This window comes from Roseivirga sp. YIW32 (genome assembly GCF_057219245.1).
Map to the genome: position 1 here is coordinate 1386932 of NZ_JBXVVG010000001.1, position 19165 is coordinate 1406096.

Sequence of the window (19165 nt, forward strand, 5' to 3'; positions counted from 1 at the left end):
TTTCTTTCTGTTTTGAGTGATTAAAGGACCTTTGCTTCGTTTTTCAATAGATCGACCAATTCTTGCACGTTATCTGCATCGATCATTTTCACCGCACCTTTTGCCGGTGGCAATTCATATGCGGAAAGCTGCGTTTGCACCTTATCATCGACCGGATCTTTCACGGTCAAAGGCTTTGTTCTTGCTGACATGATTCCCCGCATATTTGGGATCTTCCATTCCGCAATAGGCTCTTGACAGCCCGCAACGAAAGGCAATTTCACCTCTAGCTTCTCTTTTCCTCCTTCGATCTCACGCGATAGTTTGGCCGTATCGCCATCCACGTCTAAGGTCATCACTGGCGAAAAAGAAGGCATGCCTAACATTTCACCAACCATTCCGTGCACCATGCCTCCGTTAAAGTCGATCGACTCTCTACCCATTAAGATCAGGTCATAAGCACCTTCTTTCGCCACTGCAGCGATCTGATTCGCCACAAAGAAAGAATCTGATGGAAATGCGTTGACACGAATGGCTTCGTCAGCACCGATGGCCAATGCTTTTCTGATGGTGGGGTCAGCATCTGCTTCGCCTACATTCAAAACGGTGATCTTGCCTCCATGCTGCTCCTTCAACTCCACTGCTCTCGCCAATGCATAGTCATCGTATGGGCCAATGATGAATTGGACGCCATTTTTATCGAATTCTGTATTGTTATTGGTGAAAGCAATGCGTGAAGTAGTATCTGGAACGTGGGTGATACATACTAAAATATTCATAACCTGCTTTTCGATTTGTTTAAGACTATCTTTTCAACCTTTTGCATGAAGGCATGTTCAGAGAAAGCACACTTTCTTACAAAAAACAAGGGCTATGCCCTAAATTTGCCCGAAGATAGTCACAAACAGGTGAAATAAAAACGATTGCAATCGATGAATGACGCAAGAATTGAGTTATTGAAAAGCTATATCGAAGAGGAGCCCAATGACCCCTTCAATTATTACGCCTTAGCCTGCGAATACCTTGAGGAACAAGCTGAGGAAGCCTTGGCCCTATTCAAAAAACTACTCAGTGACTTCCCTGATTACCTGGCTACCTATTACCAAGCCGCCCAATTACTTCAAGAGTTTGAAGAAGACGAGAGAGCCTTGGAAGTTTACGAGCAAGGCATAAGGCTGGCAATAGAGCAAAACAATACCAAAACCCTGAATGAACTCAAGACCGCCAAGCAGAATCTGGAGTTTGAAATGTGAGGTGCGATTTGGGGAGTATTCGATTATATGACGTGAAAGTAGACGCAATCTCTACCCCAAACCTAAAGGGTGAAATATCTAAAATCCTTGTCATCCCTTTAGGGACTGAGGGTTAATGAACTCAAGACCGCCAAGCAGAATCTGGAGTTTGAAATGTGATTTAGTTATCGGTGATTGGTTAATGGTTATTCGTCTTTGGTATTTCTTACTTCTCGTCATTGCGAAGAGCGACTGTAGGAAGCGATGAAGCAATCTTTAGGTTAGTTATCGGTGATCGGTTAATGGTTATTCGTCTCTGGTATTTCTTACTTCTCGTCATTGCGAAGCGCGACGGCAGGAAGCGATGAAGCAATCTTTGGGAAAGTTATCGGTGATCGATTAATAGTTATTCGTGCTTCGTGCATCGTATTTAGTGCCTACTAACTCTTATTTCATACTTCCTACCTCCCTCGCGTCATTGCGAAGAGCGACCGCAGGAAGCGATGAAGCAATCTTTGGGAAAGTTATCGGCTTATTGATTAATGATTATTCGTCTCTAGTATTTCTTACCTCTCGTCATTGCGAAGCGCGACCGTAGGAAGCGACGAAGCAATCTCTGGGTTAGTTATCGGTGATCGGTTAATGGTTATTCGTCTCTGGTATTTCTTACATCTCGTCATTACGAAGAGCGACCGCAGGAAGCGATGAAGCAATCTTTGGGAAAGTTATCGGCTTATTGATTAATGGTTATTCGTCTCTAGTATTTCTTACCTCTCGTCATTGCGAAGCGCGACCGCAGGAAGCGATGAAGCAATCTTTGGGTTAGTGATCGGCTAATCGTTATCAGTTCATCAGAAATCAGCCATTAGACAAATAAAAACCCTTAATGCAACCTATTGATTTTCAATTGATTCAAAAATTTCTTTAAAAAAAAGGGACCTCATTGGGTGACTTTACCCCCCCCTAAAATCACTAAATAGTATAAGAATTTCTTAATCTCATTTAGTAACCACAATATGCACTCACTAAAAAACAAACTATTCGCTTGTTTGGCATGCACAATAATTCTCTTTTCCTGCTCGCAAGATGTCGATCAGCTTCCCAACATCATTACACCTAAAAATACGCAGGCCTCTATTGATCAATTTCCTGGTTTGGGAGGTTTTATAACAGCTTATGTCGGTACCAAACGTGACCAAATTGAGCAATACGCTGAATTAAACAGCGGTGGTGTTCATCCGCTCATCGAAAGAATAGACTTTGACCGAGTGATGGCTCGTTTAGACGAAAGCGGGCAGACCTACATGGCCATGGCTATCAGAAATGATGACCCTTTGGTGATTCAGAATTTAGTGGTTGGCAAGGGAATTGATGGAGCATATCAAAGACCGATGATCTTTACCTATACCATGACAGAAGCTTTCTATCAAACTTACTTAAATACCGGCTCTTTGGAAGGTTTTGAGGGTACAGTCCATCGGGTATATCTAGACCCTGATCAGATACGCCAAAATGAAAATGTGGCCAATATGGCCCTAAGTAGTACTACCACAACTAATTGTCCGGATCAATCAAGCCTTGGCGGTAAAGATGAAGACCCCAACACGGCTCCCGATACAAATCCTGATACAGGTGGCGGTGGCACTTCTGGTGCCGGTTGTACTTATGAGATGCAAACCGTGATTGAAGAAGTAGAAGAATATGTAACTTATTACGAAGAAATAGATGGTCGAATGGTGCTCACAGGGGAAATTATTTATAGCACCAAAGAAGTAGATAAAATGGTGATGACCTGCGATGATGACTGGGCAAGCCTGAGCACGGCAGAAACAAATTGTGATAACCCAAATGATGGGGAGGTGCCTATTCTAGAGGAAGAAGATGAAGAGCTTGCCAACCCGTGTAGAATTGAAGATTTATTAACTAGTAATCCAGAAGTTAAAGCCGCATTTGATTCACTCGCTACTAAAACAGGACTCAACAAAGAAGTTGGTTATACTATTTCAAAAAAACCTAATGGAGACTATCTTATCAATTATATCGAAGGCGAAGAAAATATACATGGAATCGATAACATCACTCCACCTACCAATCTAACTGGCATAATACATACACATTTTGATGGTGGCCTCAATGTCCCTTCTGATTTTGATATTAAATCGATATACGAAGCATTACCTTTCATTGAAAACCTCAAAACATATTTCGTAGGTACAATTACCTCTGATCAAACCACTTACTTATTAATGGTTAAAAACAAATCACAATTCAAGTATTTTGGTGAAAAATACTTATCTAACCCTTCTTCTGGAAATTACTTTTTATTTACATCACAATTTGATAAGAATATATCAACTAATGCTAGTGCTCAAGAAAATGAAAGGGCATTTGTAGAATTATTAGATACTTATAATTCTGGTTTAAGATTACTTAGAGGAAGTGTTGAGGATTTTTCTAATTGGACTGTATTATCAAAAAACTATGACGGCAGCATTAAAGAAAAAGATTGCAATTAGCATTATATCGCTCAGTCTCGTGCTTTTTTCTTTTAACTCTTGTCAACCTAGAGTATATGATGTTGTCCTAGATTCAGATTCTATACCTCAAATTCTCGAGGAACGGAGGGTTTATATAAAAGATACATTCGCACAAAAATATATTGGAAATTGGTCAAATGAGGACATTAAACTTCAGCTAACATACTATGAAAAAGTAAGAGAGCAGAAAATATATTACGAACAGTATATTGGTTCAATTACTTTCGATCAAAACAAAGTACTAGATCTTCGATTAAAATCAACTTCAAAAAGCACAGCTAATGTAATATTCCCTCAGGTAGATGGTTTAATGGGAAAAGTTGAATATTACCATGAAACTGATCAATTAGAGATAGAATTCAAGTGGAAAGAAGTCCTTTCATTTAAAAAGTCAATTGGAGAAAAAACTATTGATAGAAAAAACTTAAACTCACTGCCAAAATCGATCATTCTTAAAAGAGTAAAATAAGTCAAGTAAAACACAACAGATTCAAACCGCTCCACTCGCGCGTGTTTGTAGCGCGTACCTTTGTTATTAGATGCTTTATTTAATTTAATCCCTTTAAAATGAGGTTCACACCGTTAGAAGACAAGCATAGTACCCAGACTCTAAGCATTTACCGCACGCGTTGCAAACGCACGCAAGTTCTAAGCTGATGATGAAACACCGTTTCAAATCCAAAGCGATGCGATTTTATAGACTAGCTATCTTTATATTAATCTTTATATTTTTTGTAGCCCTTTATATCCTAAAGCTCAGTCCTAGGGCAAAAAAAGCTCAATTGAATGTTGTGAATTCGAAAGAACTCAGTTTGGGAATGGATAGTCTTGAAGTTCTAAAAATTATGGGGCAACCTGATAAAAGGTTTATTGAAAATGGACGAAGGGCATTTTTCTATAGACCACCAGATTTTTCATCAGACGGCATTTACCTATATTTTGAATCTGGGCAACTAGATAGAATTACATACTACGAATAGCATGAAAGTGAACCATTCTCCGTTAAAAGATAATTTTTGTGTTGAGACTCCGTTAGCGCGCGTTTGAAACGCGTTCCTTTGTTATTAGATGCTTTATTTAATTAAATGCCTTAAAAATGAGCCACACTCTGCTAAAGGATACTATTAGTGCTGCAAATTCTGCAGGCATTTTCCGCACGCGTTGCAAACGCGCGCTAGTTCTGCGGGGAATATTTGTAATTAGTCTTTTACTTAACACGTATATTTGTGAAAGTCAAGTAGATCAAAAAACCGAGTTGAGAAGCTACCTATTAGAATTTTTAGACAGTCAAAAACTAAAACTAACTGGCGAAAAACTTGATATTAATGAACGCATAAAAAATTTAGATTTATACAGTGATAAACCAATACTAATTCTTTGTATGAACTTTTATGTTCGGCCAGTTAAAGATTTGAATAGAAAGTTAGCTATTTCAAAAGATGATGTACAACCAATCACCATAGATGAATCGTCGTTTGAAGATACTTGGTCAAAAAACTTCGTAAGCAGGTCTAAAAGTTTATTCAAGAAAATAGTTCAAATGTCTAACGTTTACACGCTTGGTGATGACATGTTTATTATTGGCTTTGAATCACAGAAAGAAGTTTGGCTCGATATTATTTATAGAAATGATAACGGGAACTTAGAGAGCTGCATTTTTGCCAAGAGCTATAAATAAACTAGACTACTAGCGCGCGTTTGAAACGCGTGCCTTTTTTATTAGATCCTTTTTTTCAATGAGCCTCACTTGGTTAGAAGAGAAACATGTGCTAAAAATCTTGAAAGTCTTTACCGCACGCGTTACAAACGCGCGCTAGCTTTGGGCGCGACTGCAGAAAGCGATGAAGCAATCTTTGGGATAGTGATCGGCTAATCGTTATCAGTTCATCAGAAATCAGCCATTAGACAAATAAAAACCCTTAATGCAACCTATTGATTTTCAATTGATTCAAAAATTTCTTTAAAAAAAAGGGACCTCATTGGGTGACTTTACCCCCCCCTAAAATCACTAAATAGTATAAGAATTTCTTAATCTCATTTAGTAACCACAATATGCACTCACTAAAAAACAAACTATTCGCTTGTTTGGCATGCACAATAATTCTCTTTTCTTGCTCGCAAGATGTCGATCAGCTTCCCAACATCATTACACCTAAAAATACGCAGGCCTCTATTGATCAATTTCCTGGTTTGGGAGATTTTATAACAGGTTACTTTGGTTCCAAATCTGACCAAATTGAGCAATACGCTGAATTAAACAGCGGTGGTGATCATCCGCTCATCGAAAGAATAGACTTTGACCGAGTGATGGCTCGTTTAGACGAAAGCGGACAGACGTACATGGCCATGGCCATCAGAAATGATGACCCTTTGGTGATTCAGAATTTAGTGGTTGGCAAGGGAATTGATGGAGCATATCAAAGACCGATGATCTTTACCTATACCATGACAGAAGCTTTCTATCAAACTTACTTAAATACCGGCTCTTTGGAAGGATTTGAGGGTACAGTCCATCGGGTATATCTAGACCCTGATCAGATACGCCAAAATGAAAATGTGGCCAATATGGCCTTAAGTAGTACAACCACAACTAATTGTCCGGATCAATCAAGCCTTGGCGGTAAAGATGAAGACCCCAACACGGCTCCCGATACAAATCCTGATACAGGTGGCGGTGGCACTTCTGGTGCCGGTTGTACTTATGAGATGCAAACCGTGATTGAAGAAGTAGAAGAATATGTAACGACCAATGAAGAAGTAGACGGGCAAATGTGGTTGACCACAACAATTGTTTATAGCACCAAAGAAGTAGATAAAATGGTGATGACCTGCGATGATGACTGGGCAAGCCTTAGCACGGCAGATACAAATTGTGATAACCCTGATGATGGGGAGGTGCCGATTGTAGATCAGGTACTTCTTGATTCATCATTCGTTTCAAACTCAAAGTTAATGTGCATTTGGAATAAACTCACAGGAACTGCCGGCTTTCAAAATAAATTAAAAGCTTTTGATGGTGACATGTCTCTTTGGAATATTCAATTCTCCGCACAAGGTTTTTTAGATCCAGCAAATGGTTTCAAACCATCATCAAATGCAATAACTCGGGACAACTATAATCCTAATGATAATTTAACTCAAGTCATTATAAATACAAATTCAGACAAAATGGAAAGGCCAATATTAGATATTGCTCGAACACTTCTGCATGAAGCAATTCATCCTGAAATTTATAGACAAGTTAAATCTGCAGGTGGACTAGACGCATTAACAGAAAACAACTTTCCTGGCCTTTTCGACTATTATTCAAGATATGGAAAAGGAAAATTTCAACATCAATTGATGGCAAAGCATTATATTGATTTTATAGCCGAAAACTTAGGAGCATTCGATAATTACTCACAAAATGAAGAAGTTTACACAGCAATGGCTTGGCAAGGATTAAGAGGCTACTCTGTGGGTGAAGAAAATATATTTTATGTTGCATTTGACGAATTATCTGATGAAGTAAAAATTGAGTATGATCAATTAGTTAATGAATACTTAAGAAATAATAAGAATGACAGCTGCAACTAATTTTATATTGAATTTTTTGATTCTATGTACTCTAGTACAGACGGAGGATTTATACCTTATGCATGACCAGTATTATCGCAACAATCCAAAAGGATTAAGATATCAAGATTCTAATATCCCCAATCTATTTATTATAGATTGGGTTAATGCCGTAGAAGTAGATTCTATGAAGGAGTACTACAATGAACCCATGTATCTAGAATTCATAGAAATTGATACTATTTCAGATATTAAGTATGATATGAGAAGTACAGATTGGTTGATTGAGTTTTATCGAAACTTTTACAATTCTTTTAAAAAGGAAAAATATTGGATTGCTGATAGCGGACGACCAAATCCGTTCAATTTGAATCTGATGTATGACAATGTTTATGTAATAAGAATCTTGGAAGACAGGTATGAAAGAGTTAAAGTTCGTCAAATCGAACAACTCGAATAAGCAGTATTCCAATCGAGAGTATTTGTCCCTCCGCTCGCGCGCGTTTGGAACGCGTGCCTTTGTTATTAGATGCTTTATTAATTTAATCCCTTTAAAATGAGGCTCGCACCGTTAGAAGACAAGCATATTACCCAGACTATGGTCAGTATTTACTGCACGCGTTGCAAAGGCGCGCTAGCTTTGGGCGCGACTGCAGGAAGCGACGAAGCAATCTTTGGGTTAGTTATCAGTGATCGGTTAATGGTTATTCGTGCTTCGTGCCTTCTCCTTCGTACCTCCTTTCCCTTTGATCACACAGTTCTTTAATCGCCACCGGCATTGCGAAGCGCGACGGCAGGAAGCGATGAAGCAATCTTTGGGATAGTTATCGGTGATCGATTAATAGTTATTCGTGCTTCGTGCATCGTATTTAGTGCCTACTAACTCTTATTTCATACTTCCTACCTCCCTCGCGTCATTGCGAAGAGCGACCGCAGGAAGCGATGAAGCAATCTTTGGGTTAGTGATCGGCTAATCGTTATCAGTTCATCAGAAATCAGAAATAAGCCATTAGACAAATAAAAACCCTTAATGCAACCTATTGATTTTCAATTGAATCTAAATTTTCTTAGAAAAAAAGGCAGCCCATTGGTTGACTTTTCTCCACAAAATCACTAAATAGTATAAGTAATTCTTAAGAGAATTTAATAAAACTAATATGCACTCACTAAAAAACAAACTATTCGCTTGTTTGCCATGAACAATAATTCTCTTTTCTTGCTCGCAAGATGTCGATCAGCTTCCCAACATCATTACACCTAAAAATACGCAGGCCTCTATTGATCAATTTCCTGGTTTGGGAGATTTTATAACAGGTTACGTTGGTTCCAAATCTGACCAAATTGAGCAATACGCTGAATTAAACAGCGGTGGTGTTCATCCGCTCATCGAAAGAATAGACTTTGACCGAGTGATGGCTCGTTTAGACGAAAGCGGGCAGACATACATGGCCATAGCCATCAGAAATGATGACCCTTTGGTGATTCAGAATTTAGTGGTTGGCAAGGGAATTGATGGAGCATATCAAAGACCGATGATCTTTACCTATACCATGACAGAAGCTTTCTATCAAACTTACTTAAATACCGGCTCTTTGGAAGGATGTGAGGGTACAGTCCATCGGGTATATCTAGACCCTGATCAGATACGCCAAAATGAAAATGTGGCCAATATGGCCTTAAGTAGTACAACCACAACCAACTGCCCTGACCAATCTAGGGTAGGTGGTAGAGACCAAGACCCCAGCACAGCGCCCGATACAAATCCTGATACAGGTGGCGGTGGGCCTTCTGGAGCCGGTTGTACTTATGAGATGCAAACGGTAACAGAAGTAGTATATGAATTTCAATGTTGGCAAACAATGGAAAATGGCCTGCTCACGACTAACTGTGAAAGTGTACCGGTAGAAAAAGAGGTTGATAAAATGGTGATGACCTGTGACGATGACTGGGCAAGCCTTAGCACGGCAGATACAAATTGTGATAACCCAAATGATGGGGAGGTGCCTATATTACAATCTTATGATGAATGGAAAAATCTAAATGAATGCGAAAAGCTAATTATACCTGCCTTGGCAATCTCAGCTATATTAGTTAGGGAGAATAAGAATTTAGCTAGTTACGTAACACAGCAACTCTACGGTCCATATTCTTCACGAGTTGGGTATAATGACTGTGCCGATGCATTTAGACATGCTTACTTCAATGCATTGAATACTTTGGATATCGGGGAGCTAAAAGCAGAAGTTTTCGGTAATGCTCATGAATGTGGAAGCGAAGAAAAAGAACCTAGAGCAATGGAAATGGATTTACACAACAACAGGATTGGAAGAGAAATTGCACTTAACAATACCAATGCAACCGATCAGGAATTGATTGGCTTAGTACTTCAAAAAATGAAGCTAGGTGAATTAAGATATCTTAATACTGGATTTGGACTAGAAACAGCTTTTTCTCAACTTATACCAACCTATGAAAGCTGCAAGTAAAACTCCTCTTTTAATCCTTAGTCTATTTTACTTTGTATTCGGTTGTGATAAATCAAATAGTGTATACACCTTAGACATAGCCGAATTCAATAGTCCTATAGTGCATCAATTTGAATTATTGCCGCAAGGCAATAAATCCGTGCACTCTATACAGCTATGCATGGTAGGAGATATAGAAGGAAACCTTCTGATTAATCAGCAAATTACCTTATCAGGTTCTGTTGATACTTGTTTCAGTCATGACTGGTATTCGCCGATTTATGATTTTGAATTAACCCCTCTTGATAGTGCTTTTGGTTTCTTGGAAATAAAAACGAGATTCTTATACACCTATTGAAGAATTAATACCCCGCTCGCGCGCGATAGCAACGCGTGCCTTTGTTATTAGATGCTTTATTTAATTTAATCCCTTTACAATGAGGCTACTACCGTTAGAAGACAAGCATAGTACTCAGACTCTAAGCATTTACCGCACGCGTTGCAAACGCGCTAGCTTTGAAGTCTTAGCGAGACGCTAAGACTAGTGAAGGGACTGAGGGTTATTGGCTAGCAGTTCATCAGGAAATCAGAAACACACCAATCTGGTCTTAGCGAGACGCTAAGACTAGAAAAGGACTAGAAAAGCAGACAGGCGAGACGCTAAGACCAGAAGAGTTAATCCCTTTTCTTGAACCCTAGCCCTTAACACCTTATTTTCACCATATGAGTTTAACCCACCTCCGCATTGGCGGTGTTCCAGAACATTTCAACCTTCCCATCCACCTGATCAATGAAGACGGTACACTGGCCAAAAACGGCATCTCCATCGAATGGACAGACTTCGGAGGGGGTACAGGCCAAATGTGCAAAGCCCTTCGCGAAAATGAAGTAGACATCTGCTTGCTGCTCACCGAGGGCATCATCACCGATATCATCAAAGGCAATCCGAGCAAGATCATCAGTGAGTACGTGATCACTCCTTTTACTTGGGGTATACATACAGGGCTTGATAACCCCTTACAAAAAAAGGACTTCATCTTTGATAAGCAGCATGCCATTAGCCGGTTTGGGTCAGGATCTCATTTGATCTCCATTGTGAATGCCAACAGTAAGCAACACAGCCTAGGAGCTGAGCAATTCACTGTGATCAATGACATCAATGGGGCTATCCAATCGTTGAATGCACTAGAGACGGATGTGTTTTATTGGGAAAAGTACACCACGAAGCCCTATGTCGACGCTGGCATTATCCGACGCATTGACGAATACCTGACACCCTGGCCTTGCTTTGTGATCGCTGCTTCAGACAATATTCTGGCAAAAGCACCTGAAAAAGTAGACCTATTGCTCGATCTGATCCAAGAAAGCTGTCAGGCGTTCATGAAGGATAATGAGGTCATCCCGCTAGTTGCCCAACGCTATGCACAGCAGGTAAAAGACATCGAACGCTGGTACCACAGTACGGAATGGGCCACCAATAGCTGGGTGAGTGATAAGATGATCAAATCGGTGATCTACCACCTCAAATCTGCCGAGATCCTTGAACAAGATCAGTCCATTCCGGAATTGATCTGGAAAAAATAATGCTGGATTCTGACTAGCTGAGCTTTCGACAGCCGGTCTAAAGACGTTGCTTTAGAAACCAAAAAAGCCATCCCAATGCAATCAGGATGGCTTTTTAGTAAATTTTAAGTTGACTACTTCGTAATCAATCCACCTTTCGCACTATCGACAGTGATCTTCGGTGTTCCTCTGCCACTGACGATCCAGCGAACCTTCACCACTGACATGCCCGGTATATTGGCCAGCTCCAGTTTTTCTGGGTTCACTTTTTGTTCTCTGGTGACATTTCGATCTTCATCGTCTACGATCATCCCTGCTACAACCTCAACCCCATCAATTGAAATGTAATCGGGTCTTTCGATCTTAAACTTCAAGTCCTGCGAAGCATGCGTTGGCATCAGACGATCATTTTTGATGATGGCCGTGATCTCTCTCATCCCTCCTCCTAGATCTTTCTCTTTTACATCTGCGAGGCTCAAGCGAGGCATGTGATAGGCATGATAAAGTGTAAAGGCCATGTTTCGATGAAGCTCCTCTTCCAGCATAAAACCAGGGGTTGCTCTACCAAAGTTCTTTTTGAAGCCACCGATCTCAATCTCACCATAGGTCGGGTGATTATACGTTTCATACGGCTTAAATGCATCTCCAAACAAGAGGTCAGTATCCACTCGATAAGAGAGTTCCTGACCGCGCTCGTTATTTTTGAAATAAGCAAAGCTAGTGAAGATCTCGTTTGAGAACGTATAGATTCCTCGGCTACCATAGAACCAGTCCAATTCGCCACCAAATACAGAGTACAAATCTTTGTACACCGTTAGGTAACGATAACCAGGCATGATCTCCTCTCCTTTTCTTCCAATCGCATCATAAATGCGTAGGTCGGCACGGTTATAGGTTGAAATATCCTCCTCGGCACCCGGTCCGCGTAAGATCATCCCTCCTGAATTGTGGTAACTCTGTCCGCCGGCAATGTTCGGATGTGCCAAAACGAAGTCTGCCACATTACGGTTTTCAGGGACACTGAAAGGGTACTTGTAGGCACCGCCTTGAATGTAATCCGGCTGCCATTTCCAGGCCCAATCTCTGTTCGGATCGTAAAACCCAATTCTGTCTTCGTTCACACGACCATCTCCGTCGTTATCAATCCCCTCAGAACCTAAGTACTCGTATCGTTCCACACTCGGATCTACCTTATCATCCGGGCCGATTTGAATCATTTTGCGTGGATCCATCGGGTCAAGAATAAAGTCTCCATTAGGATTTTTTCTTCTCATTTGTGTGATCGAACCGTCTCCATCCAAATCGTCCGGTTGATCTTCATCGACCAAGCCATCACGGTCATCATCCAATGGGATCATGCCAGAGCGAGGCGAGCTTCCGGTGTTAGGCTCTTTCATATAATTATAGCGAGCATCCGGATTCAATGAAGGCAGGATATAGAACACCCGCTCATCGAGCATCTCGGTGATGTAATCGATATGCCCAAATTGCTCGGTCAAATACCAGGCCGTGTAAATGGAGATCTCCGCTCCCTGGATCTCATTGGAGTGAATGTTTCCATCGATGTAAAAACCAGGCTTACGGTCGGCATCACCTTTTTGGTAATTGGTGATCTGCAACATCCACATGTCGCGCCCCTCATAGGATTTCCCTATAGACACACGCTTCACCAAGTTCGGATGCGCATCTGCGATCTTCTTGGTTATGGCCGCTAAGCCCTCTGGTGTATAATAGCGATTAAAAGAAATTTGCACTTTTGGGTTCTCAGGAGAACCGACTGCTCTAAAGACTTCGTCTGCAGATTGTGCCAATGCCGGCATTGTAAAACCTATCAAAAGGAAACCAGCGAATACATGTTTGATATACTTTTTCATCAGTTTGCTTACTTAAGGTTTACACTAATTTCATCATTCCCGGCATGAGCTGCTCCTGCCGCAATGGACAAGCTACCCTTGCCTTTGATCAACCAGGTCATGGTTTGAGATTCATCTCCTTGAAGGCTGCTGATCAATTCGATCTTTCTACCTGACACGATCTCCTGACCGTTGCCGAGCTTCAATTCCACTTTAATGCGGCGCAACCACTTCGACCTTGTTCCCATTTGCGAGTGAGTCGGTAAAGTACCCGGATTATATAGGTCGACTGTTACCCGTGTAAGACCTTTTCCTACCTCTTCTGTTTGCAGATTCACCAACTGGATGTCAGACTGCAAAGAGGCCAATTCAACAATGAAGGCATTGTGCTTTTCCGCCACCTCATCGATCATTGAAATTGGTGGGTTCATCATTTTGAATGGTGCAATACCGCCTACTTCTACTTTCTTGCCTGGGAAATCAGGGTGTTGGATCTCCTTCCATTCGACAAAATAATCAGAGAGCCCTTCTTGCTCAGCCCATCTTAGGAAGTTGACTTCGCGATTCTTATCCTTATTGGCTTCTTGTCCTTCAGACTCTTTCACCATCGGCGCCCACCATCCTGGAGTGCCAAAGCTCAAACGACCAAAATGGAAATATGCCCATTGGAAGAAATCTCCACCTTGTGCACCAGACTCCGGTGCATCTTTTAAACCAACTGAGGCGTTATACGTATCGGAAGCCAGTTTGTTCAATCCGGCATCTTCGTTGAGTATGCTTGTCACCACTCGCTTTGAAGCACCCGCTCTATTGTATTTCCAAGGAGAAGACAAGTTGTTGCCAGGACCAAAAGTGAAAATACCATAGATATTGAATTTTGTATAGAGCAGATCAAGCAATGCCCTATTCTCCAACTCAGAAACCGGATGTTCTCCAGCTCCGGGGGTGAAATAAGGGAATTCATAGGTCAAACTCTTATTGAAGTGAATACCGCCTTCTCCGTCTTCATTGAAAGCACCATCCATGTCATTGTCTTTTCCTTCGGTGAAATAATGATAAGCTCCTTTTTCACCTTTTGATTTATCAGCAGGAATCATCACACGGTCGTCAGCTGGATGGGTAACCCAGTCGCCTGTCACATCCGCCACACGCATCATGGTGATCATCCCGTTGCCGTCCAGGTCTTCAAAAGGATCTTCATTGAGACGCCCGTCGCGGTCGTCGTCTGTCGCTTTGGCATTGCCACTGCGCTCATATTTTAAACCAGCAAAATATTGCTCGTACGCATCTGGGCTCATGTTCGGAAATACATAGAAAGTAGTGGATTCCAACGCATCCGCATGGTTATTCACCAGCGATTCTGCGAATCGAATCGTCATTTCTACACCCAGCAGGTGACTACCTTCAACACCACCAACAACCGCCATTGCTGGTTTATTTTCAAGGTCACCAGTTCCGATGCTCAGCATCCATACGTCTTTTCCTCCTGCTGTTTTAGTCAGCGACTCGAGCGTCACCGAACTGTTACTATTCGCAAGTGATTGTAGTCTCTGGGCTTGTTGCTGCAAGGTTGGATAGTCTTGTGCCAAGGAATTGAATCCTAACAAACACAAGGCGCTCAACATCAGCCAGCCTTTTCTCATTTGTTTCATAGAATACTCGTTAAATTCAAGAACAATTAACTCAAAGCGCATGAGCTTATGAAACGGCCCTTTTCTAACGGTAGGTTTTGGTGGTGAATGGCGAGGTACTTCCATTTTAGTTAACAACCTCTGACCCCTTGGTATGCACCGCACGCCATGAACCGGAATAGAATGAAAATGAAATTGCTTAACCTTATCATATGAAAGTCACGAAGAAAACCATTTTACTCACCGCTATCCTGTGGGCAGCCGCCATGCTTATCGGTTCTTACTTTTTCCGTGGTTCCACGAATTGGTCGGTCATGTTCATCTTTTTCATCGGTGGTTTTACCATTGTCAATAGCTGGCTAGAACGCCAACGCAGAAAGCAAAATGGCATCAATTCGCGATGCTGATCACCACCTTACCAAAAACACCTGACCTCATGCAGTCAAATGCATCTCGTGCATTTGTCAAAGAGTGAACAGAGTCAATGATGGGTTCAATTTGGTGTTTTTCGACCCAATCAATCATTTGGCTAAACTCTTGGTCGTTGCCCATGGTAGATCCTTGGACCGTCAGCTGATTCCAAAACATCCGAAACAAGTCTAATTTGGTGGGCATGCCATTGGTTGCACCGTAAAACACGATCTTTCCGGCCGGTCGCATCATTTTGATGAAGGCATTCAACTGATCGCCCCCGGCACTGTCGATCACAAGATCAAAACCACCCGTCTCTTTCATGGCCTTTTGCTGCCAATCTTCGCTTTTGTAGTTGTATCCCGCGACCGCACCGAGTTTGATACAGGTTTCGATTTTAATTTCTTCTCCAGAAGTAACATACACCTCAGCACCGGAAGCCAGCGCAAATTGAAAGGCAAATTGGGCCACTCCGCCACCTACTCCCGAGATCAATACTTTTTGACCACTCGATAGCTTGCCATGAAAAAACAAGGCCCGATAAGCCGTCAATCCACCTAATGGCAAAGCCGCAGCTTGCTCCCAAGTCAAATGCGCCGGCTTTTCATGCAGTCGGTCTTGATTTACTAAAACGTATTCAGCAAGCGTACCGTCAGAAGGCATTCCCAAGATGCTGTAGGTGCTGCCTTGCACCGCCGGGTTTTCTCCCCATCCAATGTTTGGATTGATGATGACCTCTTTGTCCTTCCATGACGTAGCTACCCCTTCACCGACAGCCACAACGGTTCCCGCGCCATCAGAACCTAAAGTGGTACCCGGCACAATACCGGGGTACTTGCCTTCACGAATCCATTGGTCGCGTCTATTCAATGCCGCAGCCTGTAATTTGATCAATACCTCGCCCTGTTTAGGCTCAGGGATCTCCTTTTCGACTAGTTGAATGGGTTCGATTTGATCAGATATGATGATGGCTTTCACTGTTCAGTTATTTTGATTGTAAGTTTCGCGCTTAATGGCATGATCTCAACATCAATTCAGAAATTATTGACCGCTCTTCTCTGTGCTCAATAGACAAGACCCAATACTAGAATGGCGCTTCATCACCACTCGGTGGTAGCTTCGGTTCGCTTCCATTGGCTTTGGATTGGAAGGTCATCGTGCCACCTCCTTGTTCAAAGTTTGAACCGGCAGAAGGTGGCAACGAGCTTCCGTAGGCGTTTCCGCCTGAATGAAAATCTAAGTCGGTGAACTTAGTGTATTTACCAATAAACTTCAGCTGAACGGTATCCAGTGATCCATTTCGATGCTTGGATATGATCACTTCGCCAACACCTTGCATGGGAATTCCTGCTTCGTCTTGGGTAATACCGTAGTATTCCGGACGATAGAGGAACATCACCATGTCTGCATCTTGCTCAATAGAACCAGACTCTCGGAGGTCGCTAAGTTGGGGACGCTTGTCTCCTCCTCTGGTTTCTACTGCCCTACTCAATTGAGAAAGGGCGATCACGGGAACACTCAATTCTTTGGCGAGGTTTTTCAAGGAGCGAGAGATGGAAGCGATTTCCTGTTCACGGTTACCGGATCCTCCTCCACTCTTGGAAGAATCGCCAGACATCAACTGAAGGTAATCGATCACGATCAGCTGAATGTCATGCTGTTGTTTCAATCGCCTACATTTCGCTCTCAATTCGAGAATAGAAAGTGCAGGCGTGTCATCTATAAATATGGGGGCTTTGGTCAAGTTTGCGGTCTTGTGGACCAGCTGAGCCCATTCGTGCTCAGCTAAATTTCCTTTTTTGATCTTTTCACTTTCCAACTCAGCTTCGCCACTGATCAATCGATTCACCAGCTGAATGGATGACATTTCTAATGAGAAGATCGCACAAGCTTTGTTATGGTCGACTGCTGCATTGCGAATGGCAGAAAGCACAAAGGCCGTTTTTCCCATGGCAGGTCGCGCAGCGATGATCACCAGATCGGATTTTTGCCAACCCGAAGTTACTCGATCAAGGTTGGTAAAGCCAGAAGGCACACCGGTCAAACCATCTTCATGCTCTTTTCTGGCCTGGATCTCTTCCATGGCTTGCGTCATCACATTCTTCATGCTGTCGTATTCTTTTCTGATGTTACTTTCAGAAACATCGAAAAGAGCCTGTTCCATGCGATCGAGCAATTGAAAAACATCTGTGGTATCTTCGAACGCATCCTTCTGAATCTCTGAAGCAATGCGAATCAACTCTCGTTTGATCGATTGTTCAACAATGATTCGGGCATGGTATTCAATGTTCGCAGCGGAACTGACCTTATTGGTCAGCTGAGTGATGTAATACGGGCCACCCACCATCTCGATCTTACCTTCCGTCCTGAGCTTATTCGTAACCGTTAGAATATCGATCGGCTCTGTTTCCTGAAAAAGATCGTAAATGGCCTGATAAATGGCCTTATGTGATTCTTTGTAAAAAGATTCCGGCTTCAGAATATCGATGACATTGGTTAGCGCATCTTTCTCAAGCATCAGCGCACCAAGTACTGCCTCTTCCAGGTCTGTTGCCTGAGGAGGAAGCTTGCCCAACTGACCAAAATCTCCTTGAAGAGTCTTGGCTTTATAGCCAAGTCGCAGTGCCGCCGATTTACCTTTTTCCATTCTTCAAACTTAGAGGGAAATGCCATTCATTACAACGAGATCTTCATATACTTATGCAGATTTTTCCCCCATCATATCCACTAACTTTTACACATTTTGTTGACCAAAGAAGACAAGAACACTTAACCTCTTTAAAACCAGTTTTTTGCCACTTTATTTCCTTTTCAGGAATCCACATTTTAGCCACAAAGAATAAATCTCTTACTACACGAGAATTCAGTAGAAAAAAATCACTTTTCAAAAACAGCTTAAAATTGACTTAAACGCACTTTTTTCCTTCAAAATTTGCTAATCACCTGAATTTCAACCCCTTCGAATAATGTGGATAGTGATGTGAATTACTTTTTGTTTTTATTCATCAAGCTGCCATAATTAATGCAGAGACTAGCCGCTTTTCATTAAAAACCTTTACTTGCGCTAAAACTATTCTGACTAAGGAACATGGAACTGAATCTGAAAAACCCATTGGTCTTTTTTGACCTTGAAACTACCGGCATCAACATCAGCAAAGATCGTATTGTCGAACTGGCGATGCTGAAGGTAAAGCCTAACGGAGAAACGGAAAAAAAAGTAGCCTTAGTCAACCCCACCATTCCCATTCCTGAAGAAGCTGCAATGATCCATGGCATTCGCGATGAAGATGTCAAAGACAAACCTACCTTCAAAGAAATGGCTAAAAACCTGGTCAAGTTCTTGGAAGGATGCGATTTGGGAGGGTTTAATATTGTTCGCTTTGATGTGCCCTTATTGGTAGAAGAATTTCTTCGTGCTGATGTGGATTTTGACGTAAGTCAACGCAAACTGATCGACGCACAAAAGATCTTCTTCTTAATGGAGCAACGCACCCTAACCGCTGCCTATAAATTCTACTGCGGGAAAGAGCTCGAAGGAGCGCATGGTGCAGAAGCCGACAATGACGCTACTTACGAGGTTTTTAAAGCACAAATCGAACGTTATGCGGGTCAAAATGTGACCGATGCCAGTGGCAGACAACTGGGTAAGATCGAAAATGACATGGCCGCCATTCACCAACTCACCGCAAGTAATATGGTGGATCTGGCAGGACGCATCGTGTTAAACGACAAAGGAATTGAGGTATTCAATTTTGGCAAGCACAAAGGGCAACCGGTAACCGAAGTATTGGAGAAGGAACGCGGCTATTATGATTGGATGATGAATGGAGATTTCCCTCTGGACACCAAGAAAAAATTAACCCAAATCAAGCTGAAGAATTTCCAAATGGGCCGCTAAAGGACCCAAAGTATTTGTAATGAATACAATAACGAAGAGTG

At 41.9% G+C, this 19165-nt stretch carries 16 protein-coding genes; 11 read left to right on the plus strand and 5 right to left on the minus strand.

All coding sequences use genetic code 11. The features are described 5' to 3' along the window. Positions 1-20: 20 nt before the first annotated feature. Positions 21-758 (minus strand): electron transfer flavoprotein subunit beta/FixA family protein, encoded by a 738-nt coding sequence (locus tag AC2D6U_RS06660; RefSeq protein WP_484720173.1) that lies wholly within the window; start codon positions 756-758, stop codon positions 21-23. 153 nt (positions 759-911) lie between these two features. Between AC2D6U_RS06660 and AC2D6U_RS06665 the strand changes: the two genes are divergently transcribed. The 9 genes from AC2D6U_RS06665 (at position 912) to AC2D6U_RS06705 (ending at position 11352) form a co-directional block, all read left to right on the plus strand. Beyond that, a complete protein-coding gene (locus AC2D6U_RS06665) occupies positions 912-1232 on the plus strand; it encodes a tetratricopeptide repeat protein (RefSeq protein WP_484720174.1) in 321 nt (106 codons plus the stop codon). 995 nt (positions 1233-2227) lie between these two features. Continuing rightward, positions 2228-3727, plus strand: a complete 1500-nt coding sequence (locus AC2D6U_RS06670) for a hypothetical protein (RefSeq protein WP_484720175.1) — start codon at positions 2228-2230, stop codon at positions 3725-3727. Continuing rightward, positions 3693-4217: a hypothetical protein gene (locus AC2D6U_RS06675; protein WP_484720176.1), complete on the plus strand. Its 525-nt coding sequence runs from the start codon at positions 3693-3695 to the stop codon at positions 4215-4217. The genes AC2D6U_RS06670 and AC2D6U_RS06675 overlap by 35 nt, the downstream gene beginning before the upstream one ends. Positions 4218-4844: 627 nt before the next feature. Next, positions 4845-5426: a hypothetical protein gene (locus tag AC2D6U_RS06680; RefSeq protein WP_484720177.1), complete on the plus strand. Its 582-nt coding sequence runs from the start codon at positions 4845-4847 to the stop codon at positions 5424-5426. Between the two features lie 374 nt (positions 5427-5800). Continuing rightward, on the plus strand, positions 5801-7324 hold the full coding sequence (locus AC2D6U_RS06685) for a hypothetical protein (protein ID WP_484720178.1): 1524 nt from the start codon (positions 5801-5803) through the stop codon (positions 7322-7324). Beyond that, entirely contained in the window at positions 7308-7763 is a 456-nt protein-coding gene (locus tag AC2D6U_RS06690) for a hypothetical protein (protein ID WP_484720179.1), read from the plus strand. Before AC2D6U_RS06685 ends, AC2D6U_RS06690 begins: the two co-directional genes overlap by 17 nt. Positions 7764-8598: 835 nt before the next feature. Further along, positions 8599-9789, plus strand: coding sequence for a DUF6973 domain-containing protein (locus AC2D6U_RS06695; RefSeq protein ID WP_484720180.1), 1191 nt, complete (start codon positions 8599-8601; stop codon positions 9787-9789). Continuing rightward, positions 9773-10126: a hypothetical protein gene (locus AC2D6U_RS06700; protein ID WP_484720181.1), complete on the plus strand. Its 354-nt coding sequence runs from the start codon at positions 9773-9775 to the stop codon at positions 10124-10126. Before AC2D6U_RS06695 ends, AC2D6U_RS06700 begins: the two co-directional genes overlap by 17 nt. A gap of 365 nt (positions 10127-10491) precedes the next feature. Further along, positions 10492-11352: a type 2 periplasmic-binding domain-containing protein gene (locus tag AC2D6U_RS06705; RefSeq protein WP_484720182.1), complete on the plus strand. Its 861-nt coding sequence runs from the start codon at positions 10492-10494 to the stop codon at positions 11350-11352. A 113-nt stretch (positions 11353-11465) separates the two neighbouring features. Here AC2D6U_RS06705 and AC2D6U_RS06710 read toward each other — a convergent pair whose 3' ends face one another. Then, positions 11466-13205: a M14 family metallopeptidase gene (locus AC2D6U_RS06710; protein ID WP_484720183.1), complete on the minus strand. Its 1740-nt coding sequence runs from the start codon at positions 13203-13205 to the stop codon at positions 11466-11468. A gap of 8 nt (positions 13206-13213) precedes the next feature. Next, positions 13214-14836, minus strand: a complete 1623-nt coding sequence (locus AC2D6U_RS06715) for a M14 family metallopeptidase (protein WP_484720184.1) — start codon at positions 14834-14836, stop codon at positions 13214-13216. Positions 14837-15027: 191 nt separating this feature from the next. Here AC2D6U_RS06715 and AC2D6U_RS06720 point away from each other — a divergent pair, with 191 nt between their 5' ends. Continuing rightward, a complete protein-coding gene (locus tag AC2D6U_RS06720) occupies positions 15028-15222 on the plus strand; it encodes a hypothetical protein (protein WP_484720185.1) in 195 nt (64 codons plus the stop codon). Here the strand turns inward: AC2D6U_RS06720 and AC2D6U_RS06725 are convergent. Together AC2D6U_RS06725 and dnaB are read right to left on the minus strand one after the other, a co-directional pair. Further along, positions 15206-16204 (minus strand): quinone oxidoreductase family protein, encoded by a 999-nt coding sequence (locus AC2D6U_RS06725; protein WP_484720186.1) that lies wholly within the window; start codon positions 16202-16204, stop codon positions 15206-15208. The two genes, AC2D6U_RS06720 and AC2D6U_RS06725, sit on opposite strands and share 17 nt — an antisense overlap. A gap of 106 nt (positions 16205-16310) precedes the next feature. Then, the gene (gene dnaB / locus AC2D6U_RS06730; protein WP_484720187.1) at positions 16311-17873 is read right to left on the minus strand and encodes a replicative DNA helicase; all 1563 of its coding nucleotides are present in this window, start codon (positions 17871-17873) and stop codon (positions 16311-16313) included. A gap of 441 nt (positions 17874-18314) precedes the next feature. Here dnaB and AC2D6U_RS06735 point away from each other — a divergent pair, with 441 nt between their 5' ends. Next, positions 18315-19124 carry an exonuclease domain-containing protein gene (locus AC2D6U_RS06735; protein WP_484720188.1) on the plus strand — a complete coding sequence of 270 codons (810 nt, stop codon included), beginning with the start codon at positions 18315-18317 and terminating at the stop codon, positions 19122-19124. Positions 19125-19165: the final 41 nt, after the last annotated feature.